The 18,639-nt window shown below is 47.1% G+C and carries 18 protein-coding genes; 17 read left to right on the forward strand and 1 reads right to left on the reverse strand.

Annotated elements, in window-relative coordinates; genetic code table 11:
* The first annotated feature begins 72 nt into the window (after positions 1–72).
* The 17 genes from JL57_RS11350 (at position 73) to JL57_RS11430 (ending at position 18,061) form a co-directional block, all read left to right on the forward strand.
* Complete coding sequence (locus JL57_RS11350; protein ID WP_034142156.1) at positions 73–336, forward strand: DUF4321 domain-containing protein; 264 nt, start codon at positions 73–75, stop codon at positions 334–336.
* Position 337: 1 nt separating this feature from the next.
* Entirely contained in the window at positions 338–994 is a 657-nt protein-coding gene (locus tag JL57_RS11355; protein WP_034142157.1) for a nucleoside triphosphate pyrophosphatase, read from the forward strand.
* Positions 945–1,628: a DNA repair protein RadC gene (gene radC / locus JL57_RS11360; RefSeq protein ID WP_034142158.1), complete on the forward strand. Its 684-nt coding sequence runs from the start codon at positions 945–947 to the stop codon at positions 1,626–1,628. The genes JL57_RS11355 and radC overlap by 50 nt, the downstream gene beginning before the upstream one ends.
* A gap of 172 nt (positions 1,629–1,800) precedes the next feature.
* Entirely contained in the window at positions 1,801–2,826 is a 1,026-nt protein-coding gene (locus JL57_RS11365) for a rod shape-determining protein (protein WP_034142159.1), read from the forward strand.
* 21 nt (positions 2,827–2,847) lie between these two features.
* On the forward strand, positions 2,848–3,714 hold the full coding sequence (gene mreC, locus JL57_RS11370) for a rod shape-determining protein MreC (protein WP_034142160.1): 867 nt from the start codon (positions 2,848–2,850) through the stop codon (positions 3,712–3,714).
* Positions 3,714–4,220, forward strand: a complete 507-nt coding sequence (gene mreD, locus JL57_RS11375; RefSeq protein WP_034142161.1) for a rod shape-determining protein MreD — start codon at positions 3,714–3,716, stop codon at positions 4,218–4,220. Before mreC ends, mreD begins: the two co-directional genes overlap by 1 nt.
* Positions 4,221–4,410: 190 nt before the next feature.
* Entirely contained in the window at positions 4,411–6,522 is a 2,112-nt protein-coding gene (mrdA, locus tag JL57_RS11380) for a penicillin-binding protein 2 (protein WP_034142162.1), read from the forward strand.
* A gap of 113 nt (positions 6,523–6,635) precedes the next feature.
* A complete protein-coding gene (minC, locus tag JL57_RS11385) occupies positions 6,636–7,319 on the forward strand; it encodes a septum site-determining protein MinC (RefSeq protein ID WP_034142163.1) in 684 nt (227 codons plus the stop codon).
* A 168-nt stretch (positions 7,320–7,487) separates the two neighbouring features.
* Complete coding sequence (minD, locus tag JL57_RS11390) at positions 7,488–8,282, forward strand: septum site-determining protein MinD (RefSeq protein ID WP_034142164.1); 795 nt, start codon at positions 7,488–7,490, stop codon at positions 8,280–8,282.
* A 29-nt stretch (positions 8,283–8,311) separates the two neighbouring features.
* A complete protein-coding gene (minE, locus tag JL57_RS11395) occupies positions 8,312–8,590 on the forward strand; it encodes a cell division topological specificity factor MinE (protein ID WP_034142165.1) in 279 nt (92 codons plus the stop codon).
* 573 nt (positions 8,591–9,163) lie between these two features.
* Complete coding sequence (rodA, locus tag JL57_RS11400) at positions 9,164–10,327, forward strand: rod shape-determining protein RodA (protein ID WP_034142166.1); 1,164 nt, start codon at positions 9,164–9,166, stop codon at positions 10,325–10,327.
* 605 nt (positions 10,328–10,932) lie between these two features.
* The gene (locus JL57_RS11405; RefSeq protein WP_034142167.1) at positions 10,933–11,715 is read left to right on the forward strand and encodes a murein hydrolase activator EnvC; all 783 of its coding nucleotides are present in this window, start codon (positions 10,933–10,935) and stop codon (positions 11,713–11,715) included.
* Positions 11,716–11,785: 70 nt separating this feature from the next.
* On the forward strand, positions 11,786–12,661 hold the full coding sequence (locus JL57_RS11410) for a M50 family metallopeptidase (RefSeq protein WP_034142168.1): 876 nt from the start codon (positions 11,786–11,788) through the stop codon (positions 12,659–12,661).
* A 103-nt stretch (positions 12,662–12,764) separates the two neighbouring features.
* Positions 12,765–14,621: a TIGR03960 family B12-binding radical SAM protein gene (locus JL57_RS11415; RefSeq protein WP_034142169.1), complete on the forward strand. Its 1,857-nt coding sequence runs from the start codon at positions 12,765–12,767 to the stop codon at positions 14,619–14,621.
* A gap of 6 nt (positions 14,622–14,627) precedes the next feature.
* Positions 14,628–15,323, forward strand: coding sequence for a TIGR03936 family radical SAM-associated protein (locus tag JL57_RS11420; RefSeq protein WP_034142170.1), 696 nt, complete (start codon positions 14,628–14,630; stop codon positions 15,321–15,323).
* 532 nt (positions 15,324–15,855) lie between these two features.
* Positions 15,856–16,182, forward strand: coding sequence for a nucleotidyltransferase domain-containing protein (locus JL57_RS11425; RefSeq protein WP_291299979.1), 327 nt, complete (start codon positions 15,856–15,858; stop codon positions 16,180–16,182).
* A gap of 574 nt (positions 16,183–16,756) precedes the next feature.
* Positions 16,757–18,061, forward strand: a complete 1,305-nt coding sequence (locus JL57_RS11430) for an Rne/Rng family ribonuclease (RefSeq protein ID WP_034142171.1) — start codon at positions 16,757–16,759, stop codon at positions 18,059–18,061.
* 87 nt (positions 18,062–18,148) lie between these two features.
* On the opposite strand, the gene JL57_RS11435 is transcribed toward JL57_RS11430, so the two are convergent.
* Entirely contained in the window at positions 18,149–18,454 is a 306-nt protein-coding gene (locus JL57_RS11435) for a hypothetical protein (RefSeq protein ID WP_034142172.1), read from the reverse strand.
* Positions 18,455–18,639: the final 185 nt, after the last annotated feature.

Raw genomic sequence — 18,639 nt, forward strand, 5'->3', positions numbered from 1 at the left:
TAAATGTAGTATAAACAAGGGTCTATGTTGACTGTTGTAAAATATTACTACTTAGTGGAAGGGGAAAGAACTATGGCGGTTGGGCGCAATTCTTCGAGCACAGGTAGAACCGTCTTACTCATTTTGATTGGTGCTGCCATTGGGACTTTAGTTGGACTTGGCTTAGAAAAATACGGTATTTTTGCACCGTTTTTGAGGCCTGCCGTTATCGATATACCCTCCCATACTTACTTAGATTTCTTTTTCCTCTCGCTCTCCTTCGGTATTCGCTTGAGTATTACTATGGCGACGCTTTTGGGGGCCTTAGGAGGATATTTGTTGTCAAGGAAGGTGTAATATGCTCGTGCTTGCTTCTTCATCTCCTCGGAGGGCGATGTTGCTTCGCGAGGGAGGGTATACCTTTGAAACGGTTAAGGCTTCCGTTTCAGAAGTGCTGACAGAAGAGATTACTCCGGAAATCGGGGTAAGGCAGTTGGCAGTACGCAAAGCCCAAGCGGGTTTAACCCACTGGTTGGAATCAGGGGGAAACGCGCAGGATGTGGTGTTAGGGGCTGACACGATGGTGGTTCTAGACGGCCGAATATTGGGGAAACCTACGTCGACTGAAGAAGCGGTTGAAACACTGAAACATCTAAGTGGCAGGACTCATGAAGTTTTAACGGGAGTCTCGTTAGTTTCTGGATCGGGAAGGCTCGTCGAGGACGTGGTTAAAACCATTGTTCATTTTCGCCCACTCGAAACGGATGAAATTACGTCGTATGTAGCCAGTGGAGAACCGATGGACAAGGCCGGGGCGTATGGAATTCAGGGGGGAGCCGGGAAATTTGTCACATCTATACAAGGATCTTTGACAAATGTCATTGGCTTACCGATGGAATATCTTACGGAACAGTTGAAGGCGTGGGGGATTGGGCAGATAAATATCGCTTCACGCGAGGTGGATGATGGATTATCGGCGTTTGAAGGATTTACCGGAGGAACTTTTGCCCCGTGAGAGACTTTGTCAACTAGGTCCCGAAGCATTATCAAATCGGGAAATATTGGCCATTCTTTTGCGTACCGGCAGCAAAGGAGAAAATGTTTTAACGCTAGCTGAACGGATTTTGGTCAGTGTCGGTGGACTTTCAGGGTTAGGCAAGCTAACAGTTCATGAACTGGCCCAAATACACGGTTTAGGAAAAGCAAAGTCTGCAGAAGTGAAAGCCGCCTTAGAATTAGGGCGTCGTTCAGTCTCTGTAGATCCGATGTCGAGACCCGTGGTTAATTCTCCTCAGGATGTGGCACACATCGTAATGGAAGAAATGAGATTCCTGGATCGTGAGCATTTTCGAGTTGTTTCGTTGTCGACGAAAAATCATGTCTTGGGAATCAGCCCAGTCTCGATTGGTTCGCTCAATTCATCCATGGTCCATCCAAGGGAGTGTTTTAAAGAAGCGATCCGGCGCAATTCAAACGCCATTATTTTATTGCACAATCATCCCAGTGGGGATCCGACTCCCAGTCAGGAAGACATTGAGGTCACGCGTCGGTTGGCAGACGGGGGAAAGATTCTGGGGATTGAGGTTTTAGATCATGTGATTATTGGAGATAATCGGTTTATCAGTTTGAAAGAGCGGGGCGTGCTGTAGCGAGGTTCGAGGTTCGATGTTCGTGGATCGAGTTGTGAATTCGATTCTGCGAATCGAAGAACGGATTAGACTCTCAAGCTGGCTTAAATATCAATTTGCGAAGGTTGTTCGCTTCGATTCGAACCACGTACCACGAACATCGAACATCGATCTTGGAAGGAGTTTAAATTTAATGTTTGGTTTTAATTTTTTAAGCAGAGATTTAGGGATAGATTTAGGTACAGCAAATACAGTGGTTCATGTCAAAGGAAGAGGGATTGTTGTCCGGGAACCTTCTGTGGTGGCAATGGATATAACGACAAAGACCCCAATGGCCGTAGGGGATAGTGCTAAAGAAATGATCGGTCGGACCCCCAGTAATATTGTGGCGATACGTCCACTAAAAGATGGGGTAATCTCAGATTTTAATGTTACCCAAAAAATGCTGAAATACTTTATTAGCCGTGCCCTGGGAACCGAACATCCCTTTATCCGGCCTCGTGTGGTTATTTGCGTGCCTTCTGGTGTCACTCCGGTCGAGGAACGTGCCGTGAAAGAAGCTGCTATGGCAGCCGGTGCGAAAGATCCGATTATTTTAGAAGAACCTATGGCAGCAGCTATTGGCGCTGGACTTCCAGTCAGTGAACCGACGGGGAACATGATCGTTGACATCGGTGGGGGTACAACGGAAGTCGCGGTTATTTCCTTAGGTGGAATAGTGACAAGTCGTTCGATCCGTGTGGCCGGTGATGAAATGGATGATGCGATCATCGCTCATATTAAAAGACGATATAATCTGATGATTGGTTATCGAACCGCGGAAGCACTCAAGTTTGAAATCGGTTACGCGTACATGGCAGAAAAGGGTATGTATACAGTGCGCGGGCGAGATTTATTAACAGGTCTTCCAAAAACCATTGAAGTCTCCTCAGAGGAAATCCAAGAGGCACTACAAGAACCGGTGATGGCTATTGTCGATGCTGTAAAATCATGCTTGGAAAAAACTCCCCCGGAATTATCGTCGGATATTATGGATCGTGGTATTATGATGGCAGGTGGCGGCTCATTACTGCGCAACCTGGACCGATTGATTTCTGATCAAACAGGCATCGCGGTGCACTTAGCGGAGGACCCGTTGTCATGTGTCGCTATAGGCACAGGACATGTCTTGGAACATGCGGAGATCCTTCGGAAAATTGCCGCCTCGCAAAAGAGTTAAAAATAGCGGGGGGGAATTGTGGTGGGGAAAAGAGTAAATGTAACGGGAATTGCGGTTCTCGTTTTCTTTCTGATGCTAGGTGTACTCATAACCATCCGTCTAACCGGACTGGGTAGTCATTTCCCCAACCCAGTTGGGGGGGTTATGCAACGCGTCTTAAGCCCGTTAGAACAACCAATTCTTAACTTGGGGAATGGCATTAAGGAAAATTTTCGAGTCTTATGGAACTTCCGAGAGGTACAGCTCCAAAATGAGGCTCTTCTCAAGCAGGTAGATCAGTTAACCGGGGATAATTTAAAACTCAAAACAGAAGTACTGGCCGGTATGCGCTATAATGAACTTGATGAGGGTCAGTTTCGCAGTCCGACCCTCGCTAAGTTTGAAAAGATCGGTGCGAGTGTAATTAATCGTAATCCTACCAATTGGTACCGAACCTTAACCCTAAACCGGGGAAGCGCGGATGGGCTCGCCCCAAATGACCCAGTGATCGGAGATTTAGGGCTTTTGGGGAAGGTTGTGTCGGTCACACCGACCACCTCGGAAGTCTTACTAATCCTTGACGGGGAAGGACAAGTAAGTGCCCTGGTACACGGAAGCACGGGTGTTAGTACCTTCGGAATTGTGCAAGGAAATTATAATCGTGGTTCGCGCCTGACTCCGGAAGGGAATTTACAAATGCTCTTTCGCAGAGAGGACAGTGTAAATCCAGGAGATCTAGTGCTAACGTCAGGGCTCGGAGGAGTGTACCCTAAAGATATCCCCATCGGTCAAGTAAAGGAGATTCAGCTTGATCCCTCAGGCTTACTCAAAACGGCCTACATTCAACCACTCATGGACTTTGATGCCTTGGAAGAGGCTTATATTGTTAAAATGGCGGGGGGAAAGTAATGCGTTACGTTTTGATCGCAGTTATGTTTCTCTTGAGTCTGATTTTACCGGGAACACTCTTCCACTTTTGGTCTTGGTCAGGAATTAAACCGGATTTGCTCATGTTACTGACGATCTATATCGCCATGCATCATCGTATGTCCGTCAGTGGGATCTGGGGACTTGGGGCGGGTTTATTTGAAGACTTCTATTTAGGGCGCTACGTTGGTATGTATACACTCACACTTGTAGTGGTCGCTATTTTGAGCAATTGGCTAGCCGAGCGCTGGTACCGAGAAAATTTCCTCTTAACCACCTTTATGGTCTTTCTGGTAACCGCAGTGGGGCAAATACTGGTTTCTTTTTTAAGTTTGGGAGCTGGACTTCATTGGGCTTTTACAGATATCCTGCGATTAGTCATCGGAGTATCCCTGTACAATGCCATCCTGGTTCCCGTGACCTACCCATGGGTTCACCAATCCTTCGTTCGCGGCTGGTTGCGCTATCGGCCGAGATATGAACGCTAGCGTTCATATCTCGAAGTTCGATATTCGAGGTTCGAAATTCGAATTGGAGGCGAACAAGTTCGCGGGACGATTAAGTATCCCTGTTCAATTCCGGTCTTCGATTCGCAGAATCGAATTCACAAATCGTACCACGAACATCGAACATCGAACATCGAACATCGCAAAACGTATCGAAGAGGAGGTTTGCAAGTTGGATGACAAAGAGCGAAAACCCTATACTTATCGACTTTGGGGCTTAAGCATCGTAGTGCTTTTAGTCTTCTTAATTCTAGGCTCGAACCTCTGGCGTTTGCAGATTGCCCAAGGGTCCTACTATTCGGCAATGGCCAAGGGTAACTTCGTAAAGCAGGTTAAGGTGCCTCCCACGAGAGGTGATATCGTCGATAAAAACGGCAAGCTCCTGGTAACGAGTGTTCCGGAGTTTGTGCTGCACCTGGATTGGATGGATTTACAACAAGCAAAGGGCAGTGCTTGGAAAGATGTCGTGCGTGGATTAGCAGGTTATATTAAACCCTACTGGCCTAACACTAATCAGACGGTGGATTCAATCACGGAAGATATTTTAGCCAATATCCAAAACCACCAGTGGGAACGCTATCGCCCCGTTATCATCTTGAATAAGGTGGTTCCGAAGCTCCAAGCGGTCATCGCCGAGCATCAAGAGGAGCTTCCGGGAGTGAGTGTGGAAGCAATTCCTGTGCGCGACTACCCTCAGAAAATTCTGCTTGGTCAGCTCCTGGGGTATGTCCGTGAAATTGCAAAACCGGAAATTGATCAGTTAAATAAAAATCCAGATGCGCAAAAGGTAGGATTTGAGTATGCTCAGGGAGACATCGTGGGCAAGATGGGGGTCGAAAAATCCTATGATTTCTGGTTGCGGGGTCAAGAAGGAATCCAACAAGTTGAAGTGGATAATCGAGCCCGTCCTATTTCCAAACAGGTTATTAAGCCACCACAAGCAGGGAAAACCGTCCAACTGACGATTGACGCTGACCTACAAAAAACCGTCGACGATAAACTCGATGAAGTCATTCAAGACGTACAGAAAAAAAGCCCAACGGCTCATGCCGGGGCAGCTGTGGTCATCGATGTCAACACAGGCAAGATTCTAGCCATGTCTTCTCGGCCTGCAATGGATCCGAATGATTTGATCGGGATAATTTCGGACCAAATGGCAGATAAGTATTGGCCTCAAGACCCTAAACGGGCCTCAGAAGCGGCGTCACTTAACCGGGCCTTGTCAGGGGTGTATGCACCAGGTTCGGTCTTCAAAATGGTGACAGCCATGGCTGCTTTACAACTCAAAGTAACAACGCCGGAGGAGCGGGTCAACGGTGCCATGTCTTCCTTAGGGAACCTTGCTGCTCAGCAACAAGGTACCGCTGAATGGGGTGGAAACAATTTTGGTTCTATCAATCTTACTCGAGCCCTAGCCAAATCCTCGAATATTTATTTTCAAATAATGGGCCGCCGCGCCTTTGAGGCTAATCCGGAGACGATTGGTCAGATCGCCCATGAATTCGGATTAGGCGTCGAAAGCGGTATTGATTTACCCGGAGAAGCTAAAGGAATAGCACCTTCTGCCGAATGGAAGAAAGCGTATTTTGGCCCTACCTATGAGAGGTCTCGGGATAAAAAACTGGCCGATATTGAGAGTAATTACGCCACCAAGCTGACTGAAGCGACCGACGCTAAAGCTAAGCAAAAACTGCAAACGGCAAAAGAATCAGAGATTAAACAGGTTGCTGTATGGTACAGGCAAATGGTCAGTGAACATGTGGACTGGAAGGTCTATGACAGTCACTTTAATTCTATTGGGCAAGGGTATAACTCCTACACTCCGTTGCAATTAGCCAATTATGTTGCTACCTTGGTGAATGGTGGAAAACACTTTCGGCCTTATGTTGTCGATAAGCTAATGGACCCAATTACTGGGGACACGGTACAGCAATATGAACCTAAGGTTCTAAATACCGTCTCGGTTTCTCCCGAGGTCCTTGATGCGGTCAAAAAAGGGATGAGCGCTGTTACAACAGGGGAAGGGACGGCCTCCTTTCTCTTCGCTGATGTGCAGGAATTTACTGGGGGAGGTAAAACTGGAACCGCCCAGATCGGGTCCAAGGACACGATTTCGGGAGATATATACAACGGTGTGTTTGTAGCGTTTGCCCCTTATGATAATCCACAAATTGCCTTTGCCGGGATCGTTGAATTTGGAGGGCATGGAGGGGATACGGCAGGTTACGTCGCCAAGGCCGCCTTTATGAAGTATTTTGGTTGGAAGAACGCGAATGGAGGCTAAAAAACGAGGAAATTTATCCTCGTTTTTTTAGATAGTAAAAAGGGAATTGGGACAACCTTGTAGAATTTATAGAGGAGCATTTATTATGACAAAGCGATGGGGGATTGGGCAGGTTGACACGGACTGAACACGTGGCACTTAAAGGAACCCGCGAAGGATTGGTGCTATACCTCGATCCTGCCGCGGACTTTAGATTGCTAATGAACGAACTGGAAAATCTTTTAAAAAACTCTGATCAATTCCTCCAAGGCGCGAACGTCCGGTGCTATGCTGGGAAAAAGGAATTTTCCGAGGATGAACAAGCAAGTCTGGCAACAATTTTAAGACAAAACCAATTAGAACTTGCAGGATGGTTAACCACGGAAGAGGTCTACGTCCCTGGCAAAACGCAGTCCTACGCAAGCCAGGAGAGGGAAGCACGTCTCTGGGAGGAAGGGATGGTGGAAGGACGCTGTCTCTTTATAGAACGAACACTGCGTTCTGGGAAAAGTGTACAATTTGAGGGTCATGTCGTTGTAATGGGTGACGTTAATCCTGGCGCAGAAATCATTGCCACGGGTAACATTGTTGTTCTGGGATCCCTTCGAGGAGTTGCCCACGCAGGAGCAACCGGTGACCGAAAAGCCTCCGTGAGCGCGTATCATTTGGCACCCACCCAATTAAGGATTGCGGACCTGGTAACCAGGGCACCTGATGATGGAGCCGACGGACGAGGACCGGAGATTGCCAAAATCAAAGATGACCAATTAACGGTTGAAGCGGCTGGTATGAATGGTTGGCGAAGCAAGGCTCGATAACGCGATGTTCGATGTTCGAGGTTCGTGGTTCGAACTTTGAATTCGATTCTGCGAATCGAAGAACGGAATTAATCTTTTTGGCTTAAAATCTTCTGCGAACATTGTTCGCTTCGATTCGAACATCGAACATCGAACATCGAAAATCGATAAGGAAAGGTAGGTCTAACTATGGGTGAGGTAATCGTTGTAACTTCCGGAAAAGGGGGCGTTGGTAAGACGACAACATCCGCAAATATTGGTACCGGCTTAGCTGCTAATGGGTATAAAGTCGTCCTAGTCGATACCGATATCGGTTTGCGCAACCTTGATGTTGTAATGGGTCTTGAGAACCGCATCGTATACGATTTAGTGGATGTAACCAGTGGGAATTGTCGGCTTAAGCAAGCACTCATTAAAGATAAACGTTTTACAAACCTCTTTTTGCTACCAGCTGCCCAAACTAAAGATAAAACAGCAGTTAGTCCCGAACAGATGAAGACATTAGCCAAAGAACTTAAAGAAGAGTTTGATTATGCGATCATTGACTGCCCGGCAGGTATCGAGCAAGGCTTTCGCAACGCGATAGCTGGCGCAGACCGTGCGGTAGTCGTTTGTACGCCCGAAGTCAGTGCAGTGCGCGACGCGGACCGCATTATCGGCTTATTAGAAGCTGCCGAACTGAGAAATCCGAAGTTAATCATCAACCGTCTCCGCCCCGAAATGGTAAAACGTGGAGATATGATGGATATCTCAGACATCTTAGATATTTTGGCAATCGAATTAATCGGAGTTGTTCCAGAAGACGAGAGTATCGTAGTCTCCACAAACCGCGGAGAACCCGCAGTTATGGATCAGGGGTCAAAAGCAGGAGAGGCCTATCGTCGCATTACAAAGCGGATTATGGGAGAGGACGTACCTCTTATGAACCTTGAGGTACCCTCTGGAATCATGGATAGACTAAAAAGACTTGTTGGGATTCGCTAACCGTTCGGTACTGAGAGGAGGAATCGTCCTTGTTAGAATTTATCAGCCGGATGCTTGGCAGGGAAAGCGCCTCGAGCAAGACAGTAGCAAAAGAACGCCTTCGGCTCGTCTTGGTGCATGACCGCGCTAGCATATCGCCTGCCATGCTGAACAGACTAAGGGAAGATCTAGTCAAAGTAATCTCTAACTATATGGAGATTGATGAAGCGGCACTCGAGTTCAATCTATGTCAAGACGATCGGGAAGTGGCCCTAGTCGCCAACATCCCCGTCGTGAAGATGAAGCGAGACTACGCAGCCAAAGGGTAACCGAAGCGCTTACGCGAGGTTCGAAGTTCGAAGTTCGAGGATCGAATCGAAGCGAACAGAGTTCGCATAGTTATTTAAAGCCATTCAGCCTAATTCCAAGTCTAAGTGCAAGTCCGTTCTTCGATTCGTAGAATCGAAATCACAATTCGAACTTCGATCCTCGAACATCGAATCTCGAAAAAGGGGTTCGAGGTTCGAATTGAAGCGAACAGAGTTCGCAGGATAATTACTTTTGTCCAATCGTAAGACTCCCACTTCTTCAAGTGGGAGTGGATTCCCGTACTCTGCTGCTGTGACGATAGTCTCCAATTGGAGACTATCGTCGAGCGCCTTTCCCGATAGGAACACGCGCGAAGGAGGTAGAGTCCATCCTATAGCGCGTAAGTATTCTTCTGGGGCAGTAACAAAACTATGAAGTTTGTTACGCCCCTTGTTTTTATGTTCAATTCCGTTCTTCGATTCGCAGAATCGAAATCACAATTCGAACCTCGAACCTCGCGCATCGCGCATCTTGCCTCGCCTTATGTTATAATAAACGAGTATCCGTCAACACAAAAATCATAGGGAGATTATATCGTGGACAGAAGAGCTTTAAGAAACTTAGACTTCTTATTTATACTATTTACATTGTTATTACTGGCAGCCAGTCTGGTAATTTTAAGCACCGCCTCGATCAATGTGATGAAGTCGAATCCTCTCCACTATGTGCAGACTCAGACTGTCTGGATTTTGAGTGGTCTCGTCATTGCAGTGGTCGTGGCTGTGATTGATTATCAGAAATGGCAAGTTTTTCGCTGGTGGATTTATGGCTTTAATCTGGCCCTGCTCTTAAGCGTTATCTTTTTTGGTGACTCGGCCAAAGGGGCTACTCGTTGGATTTATTTTACCTCTTCGATCGGAATCCAACCCTCAGAGTTTGCCAAAATTTTTATCATTTTAACGTTTGCAGACTTTTTGGCCCGGCGAGAAGGCAGACTCAATAATTTCACTGATTTCATAGCGCCATTTTTGTTTGTTTTAATGCCCATGCTGCTGATTTTTAAGCAGCCCGACCTAGGAACAACCTTGGTTTTTGTGGCAATATTTATCGGAATGATGTTTGTAGCAGGGGCAAATCCTTGGAAATTCGGGGGTCTTATCGTAGCAGGGGTTATTACAGTGGCAGGTGCGCTTTGGCTCCACTTCGCTACAAATTTACCAAAGTGGTTACAATGGGCTCAAGGACTCCCTCTTCCCCTCCAAGAGTATCAATTAAAGCGCTTAACGATTTTTGTAAATCCTACAGCTGATAAGTCGGGAGATGGTTTTCATATTCTTCAATCCCTGTGGGCGATTGGGTCGGGTGAGTTATGGGGTAAAGGCTATCGAATGGGTACACAAGGCCAGTTGAATTTCTTACCTGAGCACCATACCGACTTTATTTTCTCGGTGGTTGGCGAAGAGTTCGGCTTTATCGGAACGATCACCCTCCTCTTCCTGTTTCTAATCTTCTTATTGCGCGCCATCAACATTGCTTTGAAAGCACGGGATATGTACGGAATGTTGATTGTCTCGGGGGTGGTTTCCATGTTCACCTTTCACATTCTAGTCAATGTAGGTATGACCTCCGGGATTATGCCTGTCACAGGAATTCCACTCCCGCTGATCAGCGCGGGGGGAAGTGCATTGTGGGCCAATATGGTTTCGATTGGCCTACTCTTAAGTGTCAATTTAAGACACCAGAGGCGCATGTTTTGATCGAGGTTCGAGGTTCGAGGCTTTAATCGAGGTTCGAGGTTCGAGGTTCGTGGTTCGAACTTGAAGCGAACAAAGTTCGCACAGTAATTTAAAGTCTTTAGCCTAATCGAGGTTCGAGGTTCGAAGTTCGAGGATCGAATCGAAGCGAACAGAGTTAGCAGGACAATTTTAAACATAGCAGTTTCAAGCCGAATTTCGATTCGATCATCGAATACCCAATGTTCTCAATGATGCTCAATTAAAGTTCAATTCCGTTCTTCGATTCGTAGAATCGAATCAAAAATCGATCCACGAACCTCGAATATCGAACCTCGCAAAAGAAATAGAACTGCATCGCAGTTCTATTTCTTTTGCTTTCGCGTAGACTATTAGAGGATGTACGAGCCATAATCGAGGTTCGAGGTTCGAGGTTCGAAGTTCGAGGTTCGAACTTGAAGCGAACAAAGTTCGCATAGTATTTAAAGCCTTCAGACTAATTCCAAGTCTAAGTTCAATTCCGTTCTTCGATTCGTAGAATCGAAATCACAATTCGAACATCGAACCTCGAACATCGAACCTCGAGCATGTGCCTCGAACATCGAACCTCGAGAAGGGGGTTGAGTGGGATGAATCCTTTTGAACGCTGGGATGACTGGGAATGGGAACGGGCCATCCAAGAAGTGGGAAAAGAACAAGGGCGGGGTAGATCTGGACACCCTGACCATACGACGGGACGTTTCCGAAGACCTGTGAAGAGGGGATGGGGAAACTTCCTCAACCATTGGAATGGAACCCAAAAAAGAACCCTTTTAGCAGCGTTACTTTTTCTGTTAATTTTCTTTAGCGCTAATAGTGCAGACCCCTTTTCGCGAGGGATTCATTCAACCTACCGAAGCGCTATGGATTCAGGAAATTACTACCAAGTCATGACGGGTATGGCTAAAGAAGCCTTGTCTCTAGGGGGTGTCGGAGTCAAGAGTACTCCCGTTGACGCTAAGATGATCGGTCAATTTTTGCCTCCTATTTCTGGACCGGTGATGGCTGCCTTTGGAGAAGTGGGAAAGGGAGGCAGCAATCCTGAAGGGTCAGTTCATAATGGAATTGATGTGGGGAGTGCTTTGGGAAACTCCGTCGTAGCTCCCGCGGATGGGGTAGTAACTTTTGTGGGGGAAGATCCCCAATTAGGGAAGTACGTGAAAGTGGATTTTGGGGATGGTTGGACTACGGTGTTAGGGAACCTAGGCGGAATTTACGTTCAGCAGGGTCAGCGAGTTGCCAAGGGATACGTTGTCGGAACGGTCGGTCTTTCCGCACCCTTGAAGAAGCCTTGGCTGCATTTTGAGCTGAGAAAGAACAACCAGCCAGTCAATCCAATACCTTATCTAATCCCTCCTGAGTCCAAGAATTAGCTAAAAGAGACCACGAAATAGTTGGTGTCTAAGGAATCTAAGGCTAGAAATCTAAAGTGGAGGGTGAGAAATGGAGCTTGTGAAGCTATTCGGGGTGAGCATCCGAATCCATCCCACATTTCTTTTGGTTTTGTTACTCTACGGAGTCCTGGGTCTAGCTGCCCAGGCTCTTCTCGTCTTTGCTCTTGTTTTGGGGCATGAATTAGCGCATCTCCTAACGGCCAAAGCCTACGGCTTTAAAGTCGTAGGGCTGGAGCTATTTCCTTTCGGAGGAGCTGCCTACTGTGATGATCTCTTTGAGGGGAGAAAATTAGAGGAGAGCATCATGGCGCTGGCTGGTCCTGCCTTTAACATCGTCCTTTTATTTGCTGCCCAGGTCTTGCGTTGGAATGGGTTCTGGACGGGGGAATTTTCCGATGATTTTGTGCGCTATAATTTCTGGCTTGGGGCCTTTAATCTAATCCCTGTTTTACCACTGGATGGTGGACGGGTCGTGCGGGCTCTTTTTGTAGGGGGATTTGGATTCGTCCGGACCACGAAGTTTTTGGCGTGGGCTGGGAAATGGCTGGGAGTCATCTTTGCCCTATACGGCATAATCTTAGGAGTTCAGGGAAAGTTTACAGAAGGACCGCTTTTTTTTCTGATTTTAGGGGGTTTCTTTTGGCTGGCAGGTAGTAAAGAAATCTCGACAGCCCATATTACCTTTCTCAGACAATTAACCCGTAAGAAAGAAGAACTCATGAAAAAGGGTTTGATGCGTAATATTTGTGTCACGGTACAGAGCAATACTCCCCTGGTGCGAATCGTGGAGGAATTTACTCCGGATCGTTACGCCATGGTCAGCCTAACGAATGGAAAAATGGGGATGGATAAAATTCTTACGGAGACAGATATCGTAGAAGGGATGTTGCGGGAGGGAATTCACTTTCCAGTGGGTAAACTATAGACGAGATATCTGAGGGCAATCTCTGTAAAAATATAGGGGATTTGAGTTAACTGTGATATAATATAAGTTCACTATATAGTTACAAGGAGGCCTCATTGACAGCATGAGTAAAATTACTGCGGCGGAGATACGCCGGCAGGTCGAACGCTTTTTACCAAAAGTCTTGAAACCAAGCCGCTATATCGGATCCGAATGGAATGCAATCAAGAAAGACTGGGATAAAACCGAGGTCCAAATGGTCTTTGCTTTCCCAGATGTCTATGAAGTCGGAATGTCCCATTTGGGAACCCGAATCCTCTACCACCTAGTGAATTCGTTTCCGGAATTTCTCTGTGAAAGAGTTTTTGCGCCTTGGATCGATATGGAGAAAGAGCTCCGGGAGAAGGATATTCCGCTGTATGCCTTAGAATCCTTTCAACCGCTTAAAGCCTTTGATGTCGTCGGGTTTACCCTGCAATATGAAATGAGTTTTACCAACATCCTGAATATGCTGGACTTAGCGGGGATTCCCATGCGCACAGAAGAGCGCGGCCCGGAAGATCCTTGGATCATTGCCGGAGGTCCCTGTGCTTATAACCCTGAACCATTGGTCGGATTTATCGACTTTTTCCTCATCGGGGAATCTGAAGAACAGTTGCCGGAAGTGCTGCGCCTCGTGGCCGAGCAGAAGAAAAACCCCCTCCCTCGCCGGGACTTTTTAAAGAAAGTTGCCCAGGTTCAAGGGGTTTACGTGCCGGACTTCTACCAGGTTACATATAAGCCAGACGGTCGTATAGAAAAGATTGAGGCTGAAGCGGGTGTTCCTCCCGTCGTCGAAAAGGCCATCGTCAAAGATCTAGACCAAGGGTTTTTTCCCACCAATCCAGTGGTTCCGTATATGGAAATTGTGCATGACCGAATGATGCTTGAAGTCATGCGCGGCTGCTCACGGGGCTGCCGTTTTTGTCAAGCGGGTATGATTTATCGACCCGTTCGCGAGCGCTCTAAGGAGACCCTCCTCAAGCAAACAGAGGAATTGGTACGTTCGACGGGATATGATGAAATCGCCCTCACGTCACTGTCCACTGGAGATTACTCCTGTATTCAGCCGGTCATTTATGACATACTCGAAAAGCATGGAGCAGAAGGGGTGGGAGTATCACTCCCATCCCTGCGAGTAGACTCCTTCGATGTCGATCTTGCTGAGACCGTTCAAAAAGCTCGCAAATCGGGGTTGACCTTTGCTCCAGAAGCAGGTTCACAGCGCTTACGGAACGTGATTAATAAAGGGGTCGAAGAGCAAAACCTCCTGGATGCCGCTGAGACTGCCTTTAAAAAGGGCTGGTCCACGATTAAGTTGTACTTTATGGTGGGGTTACCGACAGAGACCCAGGAAGACATTGACGGGATTATCGATCTGGCTAAGAAAGTTGCCAATCTAGGAACCAAGCTAGGACGCCGAAATATCAAAGTGACCATCTCGACCAGTATCTTCGTTCCCAAAAGCCACACCCCTTTTCAGTGGGAACCTCAGGAAGCAGGCTCTTCAGTAGACCTAAAGCAGAGATATCTACGGGAGAAGATGCGAGATCGTCGTTTAAATTATAATTATCATGATGTGAAGACCAGTTACCTCGAAGCCGTCTTTGCCAAAGGGGATCGACGGCTGGCGCCACTCCTGGAATGGGCAGTCCAACACGGCTGTCGTTTTGATGGTTGGGGTGAGCAATTCAAATACAGCGTCTGGATGCAGGGACTCCAAGAGTTAGGAATTGACCCGTCTTTTTATGCGAATCGGGCGATGGACTATGATGATATCTTACCTTGGGACCACATAGGCAGTGGAGTAAGTAAAGAGTTTTTGGTTGACGAGCATCATCGGGCCCTGCAGGAAGCGAAGACCATGGATTGTCGCTTCGATGATTGTACGGGATGCGGGGTTTGCCCAAGCCGAGGGGTTCAGATTGAGTTGAAAGGGTGAGTTGCCATGCGGCTAAGAATCGCCTATACCAAAATTGAAGATGCCAGATATATTGCGCACCTGGACCTGACCAGGGTTTTTGAACGAGCGATCCGGCGGGCCGAGATCAAGATGTCCTATTCGGAAGGGTTTAACCCCCGTCCTAAAATATCCTTTGGTTTCGCGCTAGCCGTGGGAACAGAAGGGGAGCGGGAGTACGTGGATATTGATCTCCAGCAGGACATGGATTTGGGAGAGGTCCTTGCCCGGGTTCAGGAGCAATTACCACCGGGAATCCGCCTGCTCCAAGGTCGTGCTCTGGATTCCGGAGCCAAATCCTTGATGGCAGTGCTCAATGCAGCCAGTTATCGGATCCGTGTGCCCATGGCTTTACCGATTCTGCCGGAACGTTTGCAGGAAGCGGTCAGTGCTTGGCTCGCTCGAGAACATGTGACCTTTTCGCGCTATACGAAGAAAGGGCCGACAGATAAGGATATTCGACCTTGGATCAAGCAGTTGACCGGCGAAATCCAGGGGGATGAGATCTTCTTTGACCTAGAAGTTGAGATGGGGAATGCCGGAAGTGTTCGCCCGGAGGAAGTCTTGGCTAGCTTGCGGGAACTTGAGAATTTGCCGCTGGATTTGGATGCGCAGCACGTTGTGCGGACGGGGGTTCATGTGAGCTATGAGGGGGAGAAGAGTTCGCCGCTAGAGGAGCGTTAGAGCCTGATCGTTGGGGTCTGAGTGGGAGCGAGGGTCCCGAGCACACTTGTTCAACCCTGCGTTCGTCGTGCCAAACTAGGGCTTTAAATTCTTGATGAAAGCGGGCGGGGCGAAACACATGTGTTTCGGCCAAAGCGACGTCCGTGTCGCATGGCCGGCGGAAAACGTCCTATTTTCCGCCCCGCTTTAAGTAAGTGAATTTAAAGCCGAGTTTGGCTACGACTCTCGCAAAGGTTTCTCGCCGTGTGATCGGGACCCTTGCTCTGGGGTCAACGGAGGGGAATGTTGGGAGTGGCTTCAAAAGAGCTGAGCTGCGCTGCGTTGCGTGGCAGGACTGGGAAAGGACGATGGTGAGCTGCACAGTCGGGCAAGGAATGGACACTTGGACATGATTTCTTCATACGCTCCTTCGCATCAGTGATAAACTGTGACCGGATTAGAACCTACAACTCCTATTTAAAGAAGAATTATCGTGGTATAATATGGTGAATAATACATGAGTGATTAGTTGATTGGAATGGGAGGAATATCAATGGGCAATCCGATTCAGCGAGAGGCCATTGAGCTTTTTGGCAAGAATATTAAAGAAAGCCTTTCGTCTAACATAAAAGATGTACGACTCTTTGGCTCAGTTGCAAGGGGAACCGACACTCCAGAGTCGGATATCGATATTCTAGTACTGGTGGAAAAGGACGATAGAGATATTAGTGATGCCATTATGGACATTGTAGTGGATATAAATCTTGAATATGATGTGGTTATTACCCCAATCATAATAACCGATTCCCATTATACCAATCCTCTTTTTAGGGAGACAGCATTTTTCCATAATCTCGAGTATGAAGGTGTTCCAATATGAGTATGGACTTAAGTATTGTAAGCAAGACTTCCAGCAAGGCTCTTTCAGACTTATTTAGACTTCGATCTCATGCCGACTACGATGATTTTAAGACTTTCAATAAAGAAGATTGCTTGATGGCCAGAGAGTAGGCTAAGGGTATTATCCAAGAAATTACCAATGTTCTTAGAGATACTCAAGATTAGTGCAGGTTGGGGATGGTTCCTGGCTTGGATAGAGACGACTGGGTGAGCAGTGAGCCCGAGGTGCGAATGTGACGTTCGCGGAGAGAGGGCCACGAGCACACTTGTTCACCCCTGCGCTCGTCGTACTCTCCGTTGCTCACAGAGCAGAACTTGCGTTACAAAAGCGAATCCTCTTTGATGAGTGGCTAGCCAAACTTGGCGAAAGGGGTGCTTAATTTCAGCGGGGCGGAAAACAGGAGTTTTCCGCCGTCCATGCGACAAGGATGTCGCTTTGGACGGGAACCCCGCCCTCTATCATAGACCCCTTGAGCCTTAGTTTGGCCCACGAAATCATGAGGTGAGTGTTGTAACGCAAGTTCTCTCAAGTTCTCTTAGGAGGTGTAACTCTTATGAAAAACCAGACCACCAAACCTCGCCATAAAGAAATCGTTCTCCAAACCCAAGCCCAAACCAAAACCAAAACCCAGGACAATAGCCAAAACCAATCCCAAAAAATCCGAGCGGCTGTCTTTGAGCAGGGGGAATTGGTGGAACTGTTCGAGGAAGAGGGCGCTTCATCCCATATGGTGGGGAACATTTATAAAGGACGGGTTGAGAATGTCCTTCCTGGCATGCAGGCTGCCTTTGTTGATATTGGTGTAGACAAGAACGCTTTTTTGTATGTGGGGGATGCCATCCCGGCACGCTTTGATGAGGATGGTAAGGTTTCTCCAGTTGTAAATGATCGGATTGAGAATGTTCTTAAGCCTCGTCAAGAGCTATTGGTACAAGTTACCAAAGAGCCAGTAAGTACCAAGGGGGCGCGGATTAGTGTTAACATCACTCTTCCTGGGCGGTATGTGGTGCTGCTTCCTCAGGTGAGTTATATTGGGGTGTCTCGGAAGATTCAAGATAATAATGAACGGGCACGGTTAAGGGATTTAGCAGCCACCTCTAAACCGGAGGGTATGGGAGTCATCGTTCGCACCCTTGCTGAAGGGATTGACGGGGATGAGATAGCGGAAGATATTACTCAACTCGTGGCTTTTTGGCAGGCGTTACAACCGAAGATTCCGCATGTTTCCGTGCCTGGTATAGTACATAAAGATGTCGATTTAGTTTCGCGGCTGGTCCGGGACTGGATTGATCAGGATGTCGAGAAAATCACCGTCGATCAGGAAGAAGTCGGTCAAGTCATACGCCAAGCCTTGCTGGAGATTGAGCATCCGGCTGCTAAGAAAATCCACGTTGTCACAGGAGAAGATCTTTTTGCTAAGTACGGTGTGGATGATGAAATTCGTAAAACCTTACGGAGCAAGGTATGGTTGAAGAGCGGCGGCTATCTGGTGATTCAACAGACAGAGGCCTTAATCGTGATCGATGTGAATACTGGAAAGTATGTTGGGCAACGCTCCTTAGAGGAAACCGTGGTCCATACCAACCTTGAAGCTGCCTCGGAGATTGCCCGGCAGTTGCGGCTGAGAAATCTAGGTGGAATTATCATCATAGACTTTATCGATATGACAACAGAAGAAGCTCAGAAACAAGTGCTTGATGTCTTAGAGATCGCTTGTGCTCGGGATAAAACAAAGTCCCAAATTTTAGGATTGACGCAGCTGGGACTAGTGGAAATGACTCGTAAAAAAGTCGGACAGACGCTGGCAGTACGCTATACATCCCCTTGCCCATCTTGTGAAGGAAGTGGACGAGTGTGAACTATAATTCAACAGAAGTCCAAAAATCCCCTAAAGCTTTCAATAATAAAGCTTTAGGGGATTAAATTAACCTTCTCGTAAAAGAGGTCACTTAATTCGTTTCAAATTAGATGTTTCTAATTGTAGGACTTCGACCTTGGCCTCAATGCGTTCCAGAGCTTGTCCAATCTTTTGGTTATGACTTATCTGTATTTCTCGGAAATCAAAGATTGCTCCAATTTTTTGCGCTACATCATGTTCAACAACTGTTATTATTTTAGCAACGTTTTGTGCTATTGTTTCTTGATCTGTTTTTAACACATTGACTTCGCTTCTAAGTTCTTTTAACTCGCTTCGCATTTCCGTTTGCGATTGATATATGTTTGCGAGTAGCTCCATAACTTTCTGGTCCATCTGAACACCCCCATGCAATATGATTATAACATAATTTGTAAGCTATGTACTTGAAATTAGCTAAATTTATATAATGTTGTCAAGCAAGCCCCGAGAATAATGGTCGTATTTAAAGGGAGGATGTAACGAAAATTACTTTCGATACATCCTCCTCTTTAGCTCTGCCATTTAGCGAAAAGATGTTG

The sequence above is a fragment of the Desulfosporosinus sp. BICA1-9 genome, assembly GCF_000802135.1.

Coding starts and splice junctions, on each gene's coding strand:
- JL57_RS11350 (WP_034142156.1), top strand. CDS start 73: ATGGCGGTTGGGCGCAATTCTTCGAGCACAGGTAGAACCGTCTTACTC.
- JL57_RS11355 (WP_034142157.1), top strand. CDS start 338: ATGCTCGTGCTTGCTTCTTCATCTCCTCGGAGGGCGATGTTGCTTCGC.
- radC (WP_034142158.1), top strand. CDS start 945: ATGGATTATCGGCGTTTGAAGGATTTACCGGAGGAACTTTTGCCCCGT.
- JL57_RS11365 (WP_034142159.1), top strand. CDS start 1,801: ATGTTTGGTTTTAATTTTTTAAGCAGAGATTTAGGGATAGATTTAGGT.
- mreD (WP_034142161.1), top strand. CDS start 3,714: ATGCGTTACGTTTTGATCGCAGTTATGTTTCTCTTGAGTCTGATTTTA.
- minD (WP_034142164.1), top strand. CDS start 7,488: ATGGGTGAGGTAATCGTTGTAACTTCCGGAAAAGGGGGCGTTGGTAAG.
- JL57_RS11405 (WP_034142167.1), top strand. CDS start 10,933: ATGAATCCTTTTGAACGCTGGGATGACTGGGAATGGGAACGGGCCATC.
- JL57_RS11410 (WP_034142168.1), top strand. CDS start 11,786: ATGGAGCTTGTGAAGCTATTCGGGGTGAGCATCCGAATCCATCCCACA.
- JL57_RS11415 (WP_034142169.1), top strand. CDS start 12,765: ATGAGTAAAATTACTGCGGCGGAGATACGCCGGCAGGTCGAACGCTTT.
- JL57_RS11420 (WP_034142170.1), top strand. CDS start 14,628: ATGCGGCTAAGAATCGCCTATACCAAAATTGAAGATGCCAGATATATT.
- JL57_RS11425 (WP_291299979.1), top strand. CDS start 15,856: ATGGGCAATCCGATTCAGCGAGAGGCCATTGAGCTTTTTGGCAAGAAT.
- JL57_RS11430 (WP_034142171.1), top strand. CDS start 16,757: ATGAAAAACCAGACCACCAAACCTCGCCATAAAGAAATCGTTCTCCAA.
- JL57_RS11435 (WP_034142172.1), bottom strand. CDS start 18,454: ATGGACCAGAAAGTTATGGAGCTACTCGCAAACATATATCAATCGCAA.